The organism is Bradyrhizobium dasycarpum (genome assembly GCF_042019905.1).
GTDB classification, from domain to species: Bacteria; Pseudomonadota; Alphaproteobacteria; order Rhizobiales; family Xanthobacteraceae; genus Bradyrhizobium; species Bradyrhizobium japonicum_B.
The window spans coordinates 6,128,437-6,142,815 of the sequence record NZ_CP169574.1; the positions used below are offsets into that span (position 1 = coordinate 6,128,437).

The 14,379-nt window shown below is 65.0% G+C and carries 13 protein-coding genes and 3 pseudogenes; 7 read left to right on the top strand and 9 right to left on the bottom strand.

The features are described 5' to 3' along the window. The first annotated feature begins 25 nt into the window (after positions 1–25). Positions 26–1,635, top strand: a pseudogene (locus ACETMP_RS29215) (hypothetical protein). A gap of 137 nt (positions 1,636–1,772) precedes the next feature. Here the strand turns inward: ACETMP_RS29215 and ACETMP_RS29220 are convergent. The 3 genes from ACETMP_RS29220 to ACETMP_RS29230 all read right to left on the bottom strand — a co-directional run bounded on the left by ACETMP_RS29220 (position 1,773) and on the right by ACETMP_RS29230 (position 2,818). Then, the gene (locus ACETMP_RS29220) at positions 1,773–2,060 is read right to left on the bottom strand and encodes a hypothetical protein (protein WP_028138312.1); all 288 of its coding nucleotides are present in this window, start codon (positions 2,058–2,060) and stop codon (positions 1,773–1,775) included. Positions 2,061–2,307: 247 nt separating this feature from the next. After that, positions 2,308–2,538 (bottom strand): hypothetical protein, encoded by a 231-nt coding sequence (locus tag ACETMP_RS29225; protein WP_375158832.1) that lies wholly within the window; start codon positions 2,536–2,538, stop codon positions 2,308–2,310. Positions 2,539–2,575: 37 nt separating this feature from the next. Then, on the bottom strand, positions 2,576–2,818 hold the full coding sequence (locus tag ACETMP_RS29230) for a cysteine rich repeat-containing protein (protein WP_375158833.1): 243 nt from the start codon (positions 2,816–2,818) through the stop codon (positions 2,576–2,578). Between the two features lie 143 nt (positions 2,819–2,961). Between ACETMP_RS29230 and ACETMP_RS29235 the strand changes: the two genes are divergently transcribed. Further along, on the top strand, positions 2,962–3,387 hold the full coding sequence (locus tag ACETMP_RS29235; protein ID WP_375158834.1) for a DUF5413 family protein: 426 nt from the start codon (positions 2,962–2,964) through the stop codon (positions 3,385–3,387). 61 nt (positions 3,388–3,448) lie between these two features. Then, a complete protein-coding gene (locus tag ACETMP_RS29240; RefSeq protein WP_375158835.1) occupies positions 3,449–4,006 on the top strand; it encodes a DUF4112 domain-containing protein in 558 nt (185 codons plus the stop codon). A 125-nt stretch (positions 4,007–4,131) separates the two neighbouring features. Here the strand turns inward: ACETMP_RS29240 and ACETMP_RS29245 are convergent, their stop codons facing one another. From ACETMP_RS29245 to msrA, 4 genes and pseudogenes are all read right to left on the bottom strand, one after another. Then, positions 4,132–4,425 (bottom strand): hypothetical protein, encoded by a 294-nt coding sequence (locus ACETMP_RS29245; protein ID WP_027560969.1) that lies wholly within the window; start codon positions 4,423–4,425, stop codon positions 4,132–4,134. A gap of 212 nt (positions 4,426–4,637) precedes the next feature. Further along, the gene (locus ACETMP_RS29250) at positions 4,638–4,802 is read right to left on the bottom strand and encodes a DUF3309 family protein (protein ID WP_375158836.1); all 165 of its coding nucleotides are present in this window, start codon (positions 4,800–4,802) and stop codon (positions 4,638–4,640) included. 107 nt (positions 4,803–4,909) lie between these two features. Further along, on the bottom strand, positions 4,910–5,329 hold the full coding sequence (gene msrB, locus ACETMP_RS29255) for a peptide-methionine (R)-S-oxide reductase MsrB (protein ID WP_375158837.1): 420 nt from the start codon (positions 5,327–5,329) through the stop codon (positions 4,910–4,912). A 30-nt stretch (positions 5,330–5,359) separates the two neighbouring features. Further along, positions 5,360–6,065 (bottom strand): annotated as a pseudogene (gene msrA / locus ACETMP_RS29260) (peptide-methionine (S)-S-oxide reductase MsrA). Between the two features lie 263 nt (positions 6,066–6,328). On the opposite strand from msrA, the gene ACETMP_RS29265 reads away from it, so the two are divergent. After that, entirely contained in the window at positions 6,329–8,002 is a 1,674-nt protein-coding gene (locus ACETMP_RS29265; RefSeq protein ID WP_375158838.1) for a tetratricopeptide repeat protein, read from the top strand. Between the two features lie 15 nt (positions 8,003–8,017). Here ACETMP_RS29265 and ACETMP_RS29270 read toward each other — a convergent pair whose 3' ends face one another. Together ACETMP_RS29270 and ACETMP_RS29275 are read right to left on the bottom strand one after the other, a co-directional pair. After that, the gene (locus tag ACETMP_RS29270; protein WP_375158839.1) at positions 8,018–9,400 is read right to left on the bottom strand and encodes a twin-arginine translocation signal domain-containing protein; all 1,383 of its coding nucleotides are present in this window, start codon (positions 9,398–9,400) and stop codon (positions 8,018–8,020) included. A gap of 199 nt (positions 9,401–9,599) precedes the next feature. Continuing rightward, entirely contained in the window at positions 9,600–10,715 is a 1,116-nt protein-coding gene (locus tag ACETMP_RS29275; protein WP_375158840.1) for an ATP-dependent RecD-like DNA helicase, read from the bottom strand. Positions 10,716–11,118: 403 nt separating this feature from the next. On the opposite strand from ACETMP_RS29275, the gene ACETMP_RS29280 reads away from it, so the two are divergent. The 3 genes and pseudogenes from ACETMP_RS29280 (at position 11,119) to napA (ending at position 14,369) form a co-directional block, all read left to right on the top strand. Continuing rightward, positions 11,119–11,466, top strand: a complete 348-nt coding sequence (locus ACETMP_RS29280) for a 4Fe-4S dicluster domain-containing protein (protein ID WP_375158841.1) — start codon at positions 11,119–11,121, stop codon at positions 11,464–11,466. Beyond that, positions 11,459–11,794, top strand: coding sequence for a chaperone NapD (locus ACETMP_RS29285; RefSeq protein ID WP_375158842.1), 336 nt, complete (start codon positions 11,459–11,461; stop codon positions 11,792–11,794). The genes ACETMP_RS29280 and ACETMP_RS29285 overlap by 8 nt, the downstream gene beginning before the upstream one ends. Positions 11,795–11,820: 26 nt before the next feature. Then, positions 11,821–14,369, top strand: a pseudogene (napA, locus tag ACETMP_RS29290) (nitrate reductase catalytic subunit NapA). The last annotated feature ends 10 nt before the right edge of the window (positions 14,370–14,379 follow it).

The window sequence follows — 14,379 nt, forward strand, 5'->3', positions numbered from 1 at the left end:
AGGACGCGCGTATAGTTGAGTAGAAATGGCTGATTACTATCCGCTGATCGCCCGCGCTATTGCCGCCCTGGACCCCAATGCTCCCGGCGAAAGCCGTCGCGCGCTCTATGAGCGGGCGCGCACGGCGCTGATCGCGCAGCTGCGCAGCGTGCAGCCGCCGCTTTCCGAATCCGAGATCACCCGCGAAAGGTTGTCGCTGGAAGAGGCCGTCCGCAAGGTCGAATCGGAGGCGGCCCAGCGTGCCCGCGAGGCTTCGCGCCCCGGTGGCGGCGGGCGCAGCAGCGGCAGCGGGGATGCCTTTCGCCGCGCCAGCACGAGAGCCGCTGAGGGCAACGCGGCTGCGGCCTCGCCGGCTCCGCCGCGGACGCGTCCGGCTCCGCCGCCGCGGGCCGACCGTCCGTCCGCCAACGGCGACGACCAGGGCGATGCCCAGCGGCCGCCGCGCGCTCCGCGTTTCGATGCCTCGCGCCAAGCCGGACCGGCCGCGCCGCCAGCGATGCCGGAGCCGCCGGCGGCTGGACGTGATCGCGCCGGTCCCCGCCGCCCGCCCGATCTCGGATCGCCGCCGTCGCTGCCGCCGGCACCGGGCGTGCGCGGTTTCCGCGACATCACGGCCGATGCCAATGATCTCGGCGGTGCGGCCGCGCAGGCCAGCCGCGCCGCGCGCCGTACCTACGCCAACGTGCCCTCGCCCTCGCCGGAATTCGACCGGCCTCGAGGCCGAGCCTGGAAAACCGCGCCGGCGAGCAGGACGCGCCCTACTCCTATGACGAGTCGATCGAGGAGGCCGAGCGCTACGCGCCGCAGCCGCCTTCGCCGCGTCCGCGCATCGCGCCCGAGCGCGACGCCAAGAAGCGCGTCCGCACCGGCTCCGCCTTCCCGTTCAAGAGCGCGATCGCCGTCGGCATCGTGCTGATTCTGGTCGGTGCCGGCATCCTCTGGGGCAAGCCGCTGCTCCAGATCGCGACCAACCTGTTCAAGTCCTCGCCGACCCAGGTGGTGGAGACGCCGAGCACTGCCTCGCAGCCGCAGACCAAGCCGAAGATTCCCGATCGCGTCGGTCAGCCCTCGGCGAGCGACCAGCCGGTCGCGCCGGTGGCGCAGAAGGTCGTGCTCTATGACGAGGATCCGTCCGATCCGAAGGGCAAGCAATATGTCGGCTCGGTGGTGTGGCGGCTGGAGCCGATCAAGGCCTCCGGCAACCAGAAGGCCGATGTCGCGGTGCGCGCCGACATCGAGATCCCCGACCGCAAGTTCAAGATGACGATGTCGTTCCGCCGCAACACCGACTCCTCGCTGCCGGCGAGCCACACGGCCGAGCTGACCTTCATCCTGCCGCCGGACTTTCCGGGCGGCAGCGTGTCCAACGTGCCGGGTATCCTGATGAAGTCGAACGAGCAGGCCCGCGGCACGCCGCTCGCCGGGCTTGCGGTCAAGGTCACCGACGGCTTCTTCCTGGTCGGCCTGTCCAACGTCGACGCCGACCGCGCCCGCAACGTCCAGCTCCTGAAGGAGCGTTCGTGGTTCGACGTGCCGCTGGTCTATGCCAATCAGCGCCGCGCCATCATCGCGATCGAGAAGGGCGCTCCGGGCGAGCGCGCCTTCAACGACGCCTTCGCGCAGTGGGGCGACTAACAGGTCTCCAACGGTTCTTCGTCATTCCGGGGCGCGTAGCGCGAACCCGGAATCCATCGTTCAGCGGGTGACGTCGAGAAATGGATTCGGGTTCGGTGCTGCGCACCGCCCCGGAATGACAGCCTGGATGGTCGGCGCTACTGCGCCGCCGCTTCCCGCTTGCGTGAGGCGACCGCCTCGCGGTCCATCACGGCGCGGCAGCCGGAGCTGACCTGCGCCTTGTTCCGCACCATGCAGGCCCTGACCCGCGGGATGTCGGGGATTTCACTGGAGCACAACCGCATTGCATCGCCGGTGCACAGCTGCTGCGCCTCGGACGAGAAGGCGAGGCCGGGCGAGGTCTGGAGCGCGATGGCGGCGGTTGCAACGGCCAACAGCGAAGCGGTGGTCTTGAACAGCGAAGCGATGGTCTGAGTGCGTGTCATGCAGAATGGATCCCCGAATCCTTAGGCTTGAGCCACTTGGTTTTGGGGCGCCGCACGCGACTTGATTTGCCGCATGTCACAGCCTTCACGCCGGGAGCTCACTCCCGCATGTGGTCGCTCGATTTCTTGATTGCTCGAATCGAAAAGTGCTGCGCCGCCCGAGCGAAGTATGCGCCATTGTCACCAGCCTGCAATGGTCAGCGCAAAGGAATTCGCAATTGTTGCACGCGAGTCACGTCGCGCGCGATCAGATCAGCCGATTGGAGGATGCGCTCGCTTGTTCCACATCGTTCGCGCCGAGCGCGGCAGCGTGTTCCTCGACGGCGGTGACGCCTTTGGCGGTGAGCTCGAACAGGTCACCGTCCTTCATCACATAGCCGTCGGCGATCAATTGCCCCATCTTGCCTTGCCGGTCGTCGGCGAAGGCAACGGACTGGCTGATGTCCCGCAGGATCGAGAGTTCTTCGTCGTGCAACATGGCTTCACTCTCCGTTCGCTGGGGATGGTGTTCGTCCTCACATGCCGTGGCTCTGAAACACCTTGCTGCAGGACTTCGACAGCTTGGCCCGGTTGGCTTGCAGGCAGCTCTGCACCGCACCGTCATTGCCGAGATCCTTGCGACAGAACCGCGACGCATCCCGCGAGCAGGCCTTCTGCTCCTGTGGTGTGCCCATGTGGCCTTGCGCAAGCGCGGGTGCGTTCGGCAGGCCGGTCAGGGCCGCCAGCGTGATTGTCGCCAGGAGAAATTTGCGGGGCATCGGCGACTCCAATCTGCCAGGGATCATTGAGGTCCTGTCTGAACTCGTCGCCCTCTGACTTGTTCCCCCAAAGGGGAGCCCACCCCGCTATTCAAGGTTCCCGCGGCGCTGCTATAACCGCCCGGGAAGTGTGAGGGTGTTTGATGAAACGCTATCTGGTGTTTGCGCTGGTTGGCCCGTTCGTCGGCGGGTTCCTGCTGCTGCTGACGACGACCTATCAGTCCGGCTATTGGACCCAGACCAGTCTCGGCGAGGTCGGCAAGCTGTTCGCGGTGTTCTTCAAGACCCTGCAATACAGCTATCTGTTCGGCCTGCTGCCCTCGCTGATGATCGGCGCGGTGGACGACATCCTGGTCCACATCAGGCGGATCGGCCCGGTCTTGCGGATGCTGCTGGTCGGCCTGTTCGCCTTCGTGCTGGCCTCGCTCACCTACAGCTCGCGCGGGCCGGATTCCGGCGCGGTGCAGTTCATCCTGTACGGCCTCGTCGGCTTCGTGCCGGCGGCGATTTCGTCCTTCCTCGTACATAGATACGTCAAGGAGCCGCAGGCTGTGACTGCGCCGACCTGAGTGCGCGACGTTCGGGCGCGGCGCAGCAACTTCCGCCGCGCCGGCGCGTTCCTTCGGGACCATGACGATGTCCGATGACGATATTCTCGCTCCGCGCAGGCCCCGTTCGGGGAGCGGCCCGCGCGCGCCCTTTTCGGGCTCCGAGGGGCGCGGGCCGATCATCGATCAGGACGGCCGGGAAATCCGCCCCGAAACGCTGGAGCAGGGGTTTCGTGAGTTCCGTGTCGAGTTTGGCAAGGATAATCCGTTCTCGGGGAGCCCGTTCGGCAATCTGACGCGCGAGCAGCGGATCGCGCGGCTGGAGGCGATCGCAAAGCTGCTCGACATCGCCTTCATCCTGCCCGGCACCAACATCCGCTACGGCATCGACGGGCTGATCGGTCTGATCCCCGTCGTCGGCGACATCATCACCACGGCGATCTCGCTGTGGCTGGTGCGCGAGGCCCGCGCGCTCGGCGCGCCCTGGCACGTCACCGCGCGCATGCTCGGCAATGTCGCGCTCGACGGCGTGGTCGGCCTGGTGCCGTTCGCGGGCGACGCTTTCGACGTCATGTTCCGCGCCAACATGCGCAATGTGCGCCTGCTCCGCCGCTGGCTCGACAAGCAGCCGCGGATGTGAGGCGAGCTTCTTCCGTTGCCTCCTCCCGCAAGCGGGGCAGTGAGGGACGGAGGCCCAAAACGCAAAAAGCGCGACGACCTCTAGGTCATCGCGCTTCCGCGCACATCGTAAGGCTCAGCGAAAGCTTACGCCGCGTCGGCGTCGGTCTCGGCGGCCGGCGCCGGCTTGGGCCGGCGGGGCAGCGGGAAGGCCTCGCTCTCATAGAGCGAGCGGATGCCGTTCTGGTCGAAGCGCGCTTCCTCGACCTGGAGATAGGCGCCGTTCAGCGAATCCGTCGGCAACTGCTCCATCGCGAACTGCACGGCTTCGGCTGCGGTGCCGAAGCGGCGATAGGTAAAGCCCGCACGCTTCTTCTTGCGAATCGCGGCGGGGAAGAGTTCGGCGGAGGTGTTGAAGTTGAACGGACGCAATGGACGCATGGTCAAAGACCTCGTGATCTTCTCTGGGGCTTTAAGCGCGTGGGGTTTGGGAGGGCAGGGGCCGCAATCGAGCAAGCCCGCCGCACATGCCATTTTCACCCCTAATATAAGCTGATCTGACAAAAATGCGACCCTGCGATGGGAGATGATGAATCCGCGCATGGCAGCTCCGCAGCCGGAATAAATTTAGTAATCCCAATATGTTAGCTGGTTCACAGCTTGCCGAGAAGCAGTAGGACGACCAGCACCACCAGCACGACGCCGCCGATCCCCATGCCGGAATGGCCGAGGCCATAGCCGTAACCGCCCCAGCGGCCGGACAGGCCCCCGAGCAGATAAATGATCACCAGGATGATCAGAACGGTCCCGAGTGACATGGCTTCCTCCTGGCGGCCGCCAAAATGCGATGATCGGCCGCACCGCCAGAGAAGAAAAGCACATCGTGCGATCGGGTTCCATGAAGGAACCCGGCCGCACAGGCCGATTATTTCGGCTCCAGCTTCAGCGCCGCCGAGTTGATGCAATAGCGCAAGCCGGTCGGCCCCGGGCCGTCGGGGAAGACGTGGCCGAGATGGCCGCTGCATTTCGAGCAGAGCACTTCGGTGCGGATCATGCCGTGGCTGACGTCCCGCTCCTCGTCGATGTGGCTCTCGACCGCGGGCTGGGTGAAGCTCGGCCAGCCGCAGCCGGAATCGAACTTGGCGTCCGACTCGAACAGCACATTGCCGCAGCCGGCGCAGACGTAAGTGCCGGCGCGGTGGTCGTGCTCATACTCGCCCGAGAAGGGACGCTCGGTCGCCTTCTCGCGCAGCACCGCATACTGCATCGGCGACAATTCGCGCCGCCACTGCTCCTCGCTCTTGATGACCTTGTCGTCGGTGGTCTTCGTTCCGGTGTCGGGCATGGCTCTCCCGTTCTTGAGACGATGTTGCGATCAGTTGGTAGCCTTGCTGGCACTCACCAGCGTCGGCTTTTCAATGTAATTATCCGCGAACAGCTTTTTCAGGTTCTCGACCTTGGGCAGGTCGTTATAGGCGATATAGGGCTGGTTGGGGTGCAAGGTTAGATAGTCCTGGTGGTAGGCCTCCGCCGGATAGAACGCCTCCAGTGCGCCGACCTTGGTCACGATCGGTTTCCTGAACACCTTGGCGCTGTTGAGCTGGGCGATATAGGCCTCCGCCACCTTCTTCTGCTCGTCCGAGGTGGTGAAGATCGCCGAGCGATATTGCGGGCCGACATCGGGACCCTGGCGGTTGAGCTGGGTCGGGTCGTGCACCACCGAGAAGAAGATCTGGAGGATCTTGCCGTAGGAGATCTTCTTCGGATCGTACTTGATCTCGACGGACTCGGCGTGGCTGGTCCGGCCGCCTCGAGACGGCCTGGTAGTCGGCGGTCGCCTTGGTGCCGCCGGCATAGCCGGAGACCGCGTTGACGACGCCGGCGGTGTGCTGGAAGACGCCCTGGACGCCCCAGAAGCAGCCGCCGGCGATGACGGCGGTCTGGATCCCGCTCGCGGGCGCTGCATCCATGGCGGGCGCCGGGATCACGACCGCATCCTCTGCTGCCCGGGACGGCATGGCAAAGGCCAGCGTCAGGGCGGCAGTTGCAGCGAGCAGGGAAGCGAGGGCAGGTCGGCGCATGGCGGATCCTCTTTCGGAAGGTCTGACAGTCTAGGACGATGGGGGCCGAACGAACAGTTGTCTGGCGGGCTTTCCGCATCATCCGAGGTACGGACGCCGCCGCCGATTGTTACGACGGGACGGACACGAGTCCGTGAAATGAGCCGCACGGAACAGCCGAGCCAGCGCCCGCCTTGGCGAGACCGGGAACTCCGGGCTAGATGAAACCCGGCGATCGATCATCGACTCACGGTGAACTTGCCGGCTGGAGCAGGCCTGACAACATGTGGCGCGTCGTTTCCCTGACCATCATCCTGGCCGCCGGCGTGTCGAACGCCGCGGCCGACCAGCAAGCCGACGAGCTCGCCATCTGCCGTGACCGCCAGGCCGAGGCCCAGGCCCGCGCGAGCGCCTGCGACAATCTGCTGAAGGCCGACCAGCTCGGCGGCAAGGACAAGGCGATCGCGCTCTCCGTGCGCGGCAACACGCTGATCAACAAGCGCGATTACGACCACGCGATCGAGACCCTGTCGATCGCGATCGATCTCGATCCCGACTACGTCGTTGCCCTCAACCTGCGCGGCCTCGCCTATGAGCGCAAGGGTCAGGACGACCTCGCCATGGCGGACTACAACCTTGCGCTCCAGAAGCGCCCGGCCTACGGCGTTCCCTACAACAATCGCGGCGTCATTCACGCCCGCCGCGGCGCGCTGCAAAGCGCGATCGACGATTTCACCCTGTCGATCAAGTACACGCCGAAATTCCTGCTGGCCTGGACCAATCGCGCCCGCACGCGCACGCTGCTGAAGGATTTCGAAGGCGCGCTTGCCGATTTCGCGGAGGCCGAGAAGATCGATCCCGCCGCGCCGCAGATCGCCGGCAACCGCTGCATCACCTACGGCATGATGAGACGATTCGATCAGGCCTTTGCCGACTGCAACCGCCTGATCGAGAAACAGCCGAAGAACGTGTTCGCAATCAACAATCGTGCCGACGTCAGCATGATGAAGGGCGACTTCGAGGCCGCCCTGAAGGACTACAACACGGCGCTCCAGATCAACCCGAACAATGTCCGCGCCCATTCCGGCCGCGGTCAGATCTACGAGCGCCGGAAGGATCTGGCGCAAGCCCGCGCCGATTATCGCGCCGCGGCCTATTCGCTGACGAAGTTCGACGACACCGAGGTTGCGCGCGCCCGTGCCATCGCGCAGGAGCGGCTCGCCGCGCTCATGCCGCAAGGCGCATCCACCGGCCGCCGCGTGGCGCTGGTGATCGGCAACGGCGCCTACAAGAATGTCCATGTCTTGCCCAATCCGCCGCGCGATTCCAGGCTGATCGCGAGCGTGCTGCGCGAGGTCGGCTTCCAGACCGTGATCTCCGTCAACGACCTCACCCGCGACAAGTTCTTCGAGGCGTTGCAGGCCTTCGCCAACGAGGCGGAAAAAGCCGACTGGGCCGTGGTCTATTACGCCGGCCACGGCTTCGAGATCGGCGGGGTGAACTATCTCGTTCCCGTCGACGCCAAGCTGGCCGCCGACAAGGACGCCGAGACACAGGCGGTCGCCCTCGAGCAGGTGATTGCCGCGGTCGGTGCCGCGCGAAAAATGCGTCTCGTGGTGCTCGATGCCTGCCGCGACAATCCGTTCGCGCCGACCATGCAGCGCACATTGTCGCTGAAGCTGGTCGACAAGGGCTTTTCGAATATCGAGCCCGGTGCCGGCTTCATGGTGGTTTATGCCGCCAAGCACGGCGAGACCGCGATGGACGGCGACGGCAGCGCCAACAGCCCGTTTGCGACCGCGCTGGCCCGCGAGATCAAGCAGCCTCGCGTCGAGATCAGAAAACTGTTCGACATCATCCGCGACGACGTCTGGGCCGCGACCAAGCACGGCCAGCAGCCGTTCACCTACGGCTCGCCGCCGGGACGGGAAGATTTCTACTTCGTTGCGGGCAAGTGAGGGCCGGCGCCGCTCTCACATCAACGAATTGAACCAGTCGAATGCGGTCGATTGCCCGTTCAGGACGGTGCCGTCGCCATAGAGACTTGCCAGAAACGTGACGCGATGGCTTGCGCCGGCAACCGGTACGCCGGCCGCGAAACGTCCACCCGCGGCAATCGCCGGCTTGACCAGTCGCGGATGCAACGCCTCGTCGGCCAATCCGTAATAAAACCGGATCGGGGAATCGTAGTCCCAGAAAGTCGCGCCGTTGCGACCGAGCTGGCGCAGCAACCGGCTGTTGGTGTCATGGGTGAAACGGTCGAAAAACCCGTCCACCAGGAAGTCTGCAGCTAGCGGAACAGTCTTGGCAGTGTCGCCCGCCAGGCTGTAGTCGGCCCAGTATTTCTCCGCGAACGCCTGGTGTTGCGGCTTGATGGCGGTCTTGAACAGATCGCTCAGCCCATAATACTGGCGATAGCTTCCGAGCAGCACCACCAGGCAGGGCGTGATCCAGGCCGGCGGCAGCGGGTAGGACGTCTCTGCGGACGGAATATAGGAGGTCGGGTTGACCCAGTAATGGAAGCTCTCGGCGAGATTGTTGAACGGGCTCTGGGTCGTACTTGCCGTCACCTTCATGCCGCGGCGTTGCATCTCCTGCTTGAGCCATTGCGTGTTCAGCGCGCCTTGCGACCAGCCGTTCAGAAACAGCGCGGATTGGCGGAGGCCGAGCTTCTTCATCTCGAGGAGGCCGGCATCGAGCACGTCGAGACAGCATTGCACCGTGGCGCCTTTGACCGCATAGGCCTCGCCGCGGCCGTGGCGAAGAGGGCCCTTGCCGATGTAGTCGGCGGCGATGACGGCATAGCCGTTGCCGGCGAAGCGCTGGATGTTGAACAGCGTTTCCAGCGAATCGACGTTGTCGCGAAGCTGGTAGCCTTCGTCGGCAAGTCGCAGCAGGTTCGAAGGAACCTGGTCGAACGACAGGATCGTGCCGTGTTGCCAGGACAACACCGGCAATGCCCCGCGCGCGCCGACGGGGACCGCAACGAGCGCGCTGACCTTCACGCGCTCTCCCGTCTCGGGCACGCGCGTCATGGTGGTGATGCGTCGCAGCTCGACGTCGTAGCGCGCCTCGTGCTTCCCGGAGAAATCCTTGGGCAGGACGTCGTGCTCGTTGAACACGGCATAGAATTGCGCCGCCAGCGCGTCGAGGCGTTGCTTCGAGACCCGCACCGGCCTGTCCGGCCGCGCAGGCACGTCACGCAGCGGAGCGGAGTGCGCAAATCCCGGCGCGGCGATCGATGCGGCGAGCGCGCCGGCCGCAATGCCTGCCGACTTCAGAAACCCGCGACGACTCGCGCTAGAGGTATCATCACGCGCATCGAGGTAATCGGGTCTTCCCAAGCGTTCAGCCATTGGTGTCCTCCTGCCGATCGCGCAGTGATACAACTCAAAGCCTAGCGCTTGGTGAATGCATCCGGGCGGTGCGCACTACAGCATCACACCCACGCTCAGTGCATAGGGTGGGCGAAGCGAAGCGTGCCCACGTTTTCTTGCTTGCAGAGAGACTCGGGCACGGCGTGTTGCGCCTTTGCTCACCCTGCGGCAGCGAACTCTAGACGACGATACTCAGCCGCTTCGCCGCCCGCGTGATTCCGGTGTACAGCCACCTGGCGCGGCTCTCCTGAAACGCAAAGCTCTCGTCGAACAGCACGACGTCGTCCCATTGCGAGCCCTGCGACTTGTGCACGGTGAGCACATAGCCGTAGTCGAACTCGTCATAGGGCTTGCGCTGCTCCCAGGCGATCTGCTCGACGCCGCCCTCGAAGCAATCGGCGCGCACCGAGACCTTCGTCACCTTGTGGCCGAAATCCTCGTCCGGCGACAGCCGCATCGAAAGAATGCGGGACTTCGAGCGCGAGGTGTTGCGCGATTTCACCCGCCACAGGCCGCCGTTGAACAGGCCCTTCTTGCGGTTGTTGCGCAGGCACACCAGCTTGTCGCCGGCGACCGGAAAGACGTCCTCGATGTTCTGGCGCTGACGCACTCGCATGTTGTACGCGCGGCGGGTGTTGTTGCGGCCGACCAGGACCTGGTCGGCGGCCATGACCCTATCGGGGTCGAGCTCCTTGCGCGAGACCACCTCGCTCTCGCCATAGCGGCCGATGTCGAGCTCGCGGCCTTCGCGCACGTCCATCGACATCCGCACGATCGGATCGTCCTGGGCCTGGCGGTGCACCTCGGTCAGCATTGCATCCGGTGAGGTGTTGGTGAAGAATCCGCCGCCCTGGATCGGCGGCAGCTGCGCGGGATCGCCCAGCACCAGCAGCGGGCAGTCGAACGACATCAGGTCGCGCCCCAATTCGGCGTCGACCATCGAGCATTCGTCGATCACGATCAGCTTCGCCTTCGAGGCGGGCGCGTCGTCCCACAATTCGAAGCTCGGCTGCTCCTCGCCGGATTCGCGGGCGCGGTAGATCAGCGAGTGGATGGTGGAGGCGTCGTCGCAACCCTTGTTGCGCATGACGAGGGCGGCCTTGCCGGTGAACGCGGCGAACTTCACATCGCCGTCGACGCCGTCGGCGATGTGCCGGGCCAGCGTCGTCTTGCCGGTGCCGGCGAAGCCGAACAGGCGGAATACCTGCGGCGTGCCGCTACGGCCGGGTTTTGCTTTGAGCCAGTCGCCGACGGCTTTGAGCGCGGCGTCCTGATGCGGGGTGAAAGTTGGCATTGCTGTCTTGAAAGAGGGCGACGCGCGGCGATCTGCCGCCCTCCAAAGTAACCATTCGACCCGTCCATTCAAGGCGGATGCGACACCGGAGATCGAGACCGCCAACGCCGCTGTCGGCTGATTTCCCACCCGCCTGAACCGACTTGGTCGGCTCAAACATGAAGGCCAGGTAAACGCCTTGATCGATTGACGCAATTTCAGGCCGCGACGGCCGTGCGGGTCGATCGCTGCTGGCGCGGGTCGGCTTCGCCGGTTGATCTAGCGCAATGCGATCTGGACCGCCGGAACCTATGGTCCGCAGCGGTGACAACGGCGTCGACCGAGATGTGCCCGATGGGGCGCATTCTCCTGGACAATTCCTGAACACGGCTCTGCCCGTGGGGATTCGGATATGCCGAGACCAATGTCACGACGCTCACTATTCTCTGCCGTTCTGCCTTTCGCATCCGGCCGCGACGCGCATGCGCCGCGCCTGGACGAGACGCGTCCCGAACAGGTGGCGACCGTCTCCAGCGCGAACGCCTGCGTCGAACGGCATGGCGTGGTCTGTCGCCGTTGCGTCGAAGCCTGTGAGCATTCCGCCATCCGCATTCTCGGGCGCGAGAAGCTGGGCGCCGTGATCGATGCTGCGGCCTGCACCGGCTGCGGCGATTGCATCCCGGTCTGCCCGGTCGAAGCCATCGCACTCGCGCCGCGGGACCGCATCGCGCTCGTATCCGAATTTGCAAACCTGGTCGTGCACAATGGCTGAAGCCACCAACATCTGCGGCGTTGCCGTCTATCTCGCACCGGATGCGGAGCGGGATCTGACCGACCGGATTCTGGCGCTGCCCGGCGTCGAGCTGGAGGCTGCGTCCGGCGACAACAGGCTCGCGCTGACCGTCATCGATACGCCGGCCTCGCTGGCGATCGACCAGATCGCCGCCATGCATCGCCTGCCCGGCGTGGTCAGCGCCTCGCTGATCTTTCACGCATTCGACACGCACGACGACGAGAGCGCTGTCGATACCGGGGAAGCCGCGTGCTGCGGCGGCGCCTGCCAGAATTCCGGCGCGCATGTGCGCGCTTCCGCAATTTGAGATTCGTTGAGCCGGAGAGACCGACGATGGGTACGAAACTGACGAACGGGAACGAAGCTACGGCGACGCGCCGCGATGCGCTGAAGGCGGCGGCAGCGGTTGCTGCGGCCTCGACCATCGGCGTGACGCTGCCGGAGGCGGCGAGCGCGCAGCCTGGCAAGACCGACGGCATCCGCTGGGACAAGGGCGTGTGCCGCTTCTGCGGCACCGGCTGCGGCGTGATCGTCGGCACCAAGAACGGCAAGGTCGTGGCGACCCAGGGCGATCCCGATGCGCCGGTCAATCGCGGCCTCAACTGCATCAAGGGCTACTTCCTGTCCAAGATCATGTACGGCGAGGACCGGCTGACCCAGCCGATGCTGCGCATGAAGAACGGCAAGTTCGACAAGAACGGCGAGTTCGCGCCGATCTCCTGGGACGATGCCTTCAAGCTGATGGCCGAGAAATGGAAGGCGGCGCTGAAGGCGGGCGGTCCGTCGACCGTCGGCATGTTCGGCTCGGGCCAGTGGACCATCTGGGAAGGCTACGCCGCCGCCAAGCTGTACAAGGCCGGCTTCCGCAGCAACAACCTCGACCCGAATGCGCGTCACTGCATGGCATCGGCGGTCGCGGGCTTCATGCGCACCTTCGGCATCGACGAGCCGATGGGCTGCTACGACGACATCGAGCAGACCGATGCGTTCGTGCTCTGGGGCTCGAACATGGCGGAGATGCACCCGATCCTGTGGTCGCGCCTCACCGACCGCCGCCTGACGCATGAGGGCTGTGAAGTTCACGTGCTCTCCACCTTCGAGCACCGCTCGTTCGAGCTCGCCGACAATCCGCTGGTGTTCACGCCGCAGAGCGATATGGCGATCCTCAACTACATTCAGAATTACATCGTCAATTCCGGCGCGATGAACAAGGACTTCGTCGAGAAGCACGTCGAGTTCGCCTCGACGGTGACCGACATCGGCTACGGCTTGCGGCCGACGCATACGCTCGAGGTCAAGGCGGTCAACGCCTCGCACAAGGCCGGCAAGGACGGCGCGCTCGATCCGGCCGGCTTCAAGGACAAGATCGGCTTCGAGGAATACAAGAAGCTGCTCGAGCCCTACACGCTCGACTACGCCCACAAGGCATCCGGCGTGCCGAAGGAGATCTCGAGCGGCTCGCCAAGCTCTACGCCGACCCCAAGAAGAAGATCATCTCCTACTGGACGATGGGCTTCAACCAGCACGCGCGCGGTACGTGGGTCAACAACATGATCTACAACGTGCACCTGTTGACGGGAAAGATCTCCGAGCCGGGCAGCGGCCCGTTCTCGCTGACCGGCCAGCCTTCTGCCTGCGGCACCGCCCGCGAGGTCGGCACGTTCTCCCATCGCCTGCCGGCCGACATGGTCGTCACCAACCCGAAGCATCGCGAAGCGACCGAGAAGCTGTGGCAGGTGCCCGAAGGCACCATCCCCGGCAACGTCGGCTATCATGCCGTGCTGCAGAACCGGATGCTGAGGGACGGCAAGCTGAACGCCTATTGGGTCCAGTGCAACAACAACATGCAGACGGCCCCGAACATGAACGAGGAGGGCTATCCCGGCTATCGCAATCCGGCTGCCTTCGTCGTCGTCTCCGATCCCTATCCGACAGTGACGACGCTGGCCGCGGACCTCATACTGCCGACGGCGATGTGGATGGAGAAGGAGGGCGCCTATGGCAATGCCGAGCGGCGTACCCAGTTCTGGCGCCAGCAGGTCAAGGCGCCCGGCGAGGCGCGCTCGGACCTCTGGCAGCTGATGGAGTTCTCCAAGTACTTCAAGATCGAGGAGGTCTGGCCGGAGGAGTTGATCGCCAAGAAGCCGGAGCTGCGCGGCAAGACCCTGTTCGACGTGCTCTACGCCAACGGCGAGGTGAACAAGTTTGCGATCACCGAATGCCAGAAGGGCTTTGACAATTCCGAGAGCGCGGCGTTCGGCTTCTACGTGCAGAAGGGCCTGTTCGAGGAGTATGCCAAGTTCGGCCGCGGCCACGGCCACGATCTGGCGGACTTCGAGCAATATCACCAGGCGCGCGGCCTGCGCTGGCCCGTCGTCAACAACAAGGAGACGCTCTGGCGCTTCCGCGAGGGCTACGATCCCTACGTCAAGCCGGGCGAGGGTGTCTCGTTCTACGGCAAGCCGGACAAGAAGGCGCGCATCATCTTCTGTCCGTTCGAGCCGGCGGCCGAAACGCCGGACAAGGAGTTCGATCTGTGGCTGTGCACCGGCCGTGTGCTGGAGCACTGGCATTCCGGCTCGATGACGCGCCGCGTGCCTGAGCTGCATCGTGCCGTGCCGGCCGCGACATTGTTCATGCATCCGGATGATGCCGCCGAGCGCAAGCTGCTGCGCGGACAGCCGGTGAAGATCCAGACCCGCCGCGGCGAGGTGGTGACGCGGGTCGAGACCAAGGGCCGCAACAAGCCCCCGCGCGGCCTCGTCTACTTCCCGTTCTTCGACGAAAGCCAGCTCGCCAACCAGCTCACGCTCGATGCGACCTGTCCGATCTCGAAGGAGACCGACTTCAAGAAGTGCGCCTGCCGCGTGACGTCGGCCTGATGGACGAGCC

Bases quoted from the DNA above. Each gene is read 5' to 3' on its own strand.
- ACETMP_RS29225 (WP_375158832.1), bottom strand. From the start codon at position 2,538: ATGTTGCACGACGAAGAACTCTCGATCCTGCGGGACATCAGCCAGTCC.
- ACETMP_RS29275 (WP_375158840.1), bottom strand. From the start codon at position 10,715: ATGCCAACTTTCACCCCGCATCAGGACGCCGCGCTCAAAGCCGTCGGC.
- ACETMP_RS29270 (WP_375158839.1), bottom strand. From the start codon at position 9,400: ATGGCTGAACGCTTGGGAAGACCCGATTACCTCGATGCGCGTGATGAT.
- ACETMP_RS29245 (WP_027560969.1), bottom strand. From the start codon at position 4,425: ATGCGTCCATTGCGTCCGTTCAACTTCAACACCTCCGCCGAACTCTTC.
- ACETMP_RS29230 (WP_375158833.1), bottom strand. From the start codon at position 2,818: ATGCCCCGCAAATTTCTCCTGGCGACAATCACGCTGGCGGCCCTGACC.
- msrB (WP_375158837.1), bottom strand. From the start codon at position 5,329: ATGCCCGACACCGGAACGAAGACCACCGACGACAAGGTCATCAAGAGC.
- ACETMP_RS29280 (WP_375158841.1), top strand. From the start codon at position 11,119: ATGTCACGACGCTCACTATTCTCTGCCGTTCTGCCTTTCGCATCCGGC.
- ACETMP_RS29285 (WP_375158842.1), top strand. From the start codon at position 11,459: ATGGCTGAAGCCACCAACATCTGCGGCGTTGCCGTCTATCTCGCACCG.
- ACETMP_RS29265 (WP_375158838.1), top strand. From the start codon at position 6,329: ATGTGGCGCGTCGTTTCCCTGACCATCATCCTGGCCGCCGGCGTGTCG.
- ACETMP_RS29240 (WP_375158835.1), top strand. From the start codon at position 3,449: ATGACGATGTCCGATGACGATATTCTCGCTCCGCGCAGGCCCCGTTCG.
- ACETMP_RS29220 (WP_028138312.1), bottom strand. From the start codon at position 2,060: ATGACACGCACTCAGACCATCGCTTCGCTGTTCAAGACCACCGCTTCG.
- ACETMP_RS29250 (WP_375158836.1), bottom strand. From the start codon at position 4,802: ATGTCACTCGGGACCGTTCTGATCATCCTGGTGATCATTTATCTGCTC.
- ACETMP_RS29235 (WP_375158834.1), top strand. From the start codon at position 2,962: ATGAAACGCTATCTGGTGTTTGCGCTGGTTGGCCCGTTCGTCGGCGGG.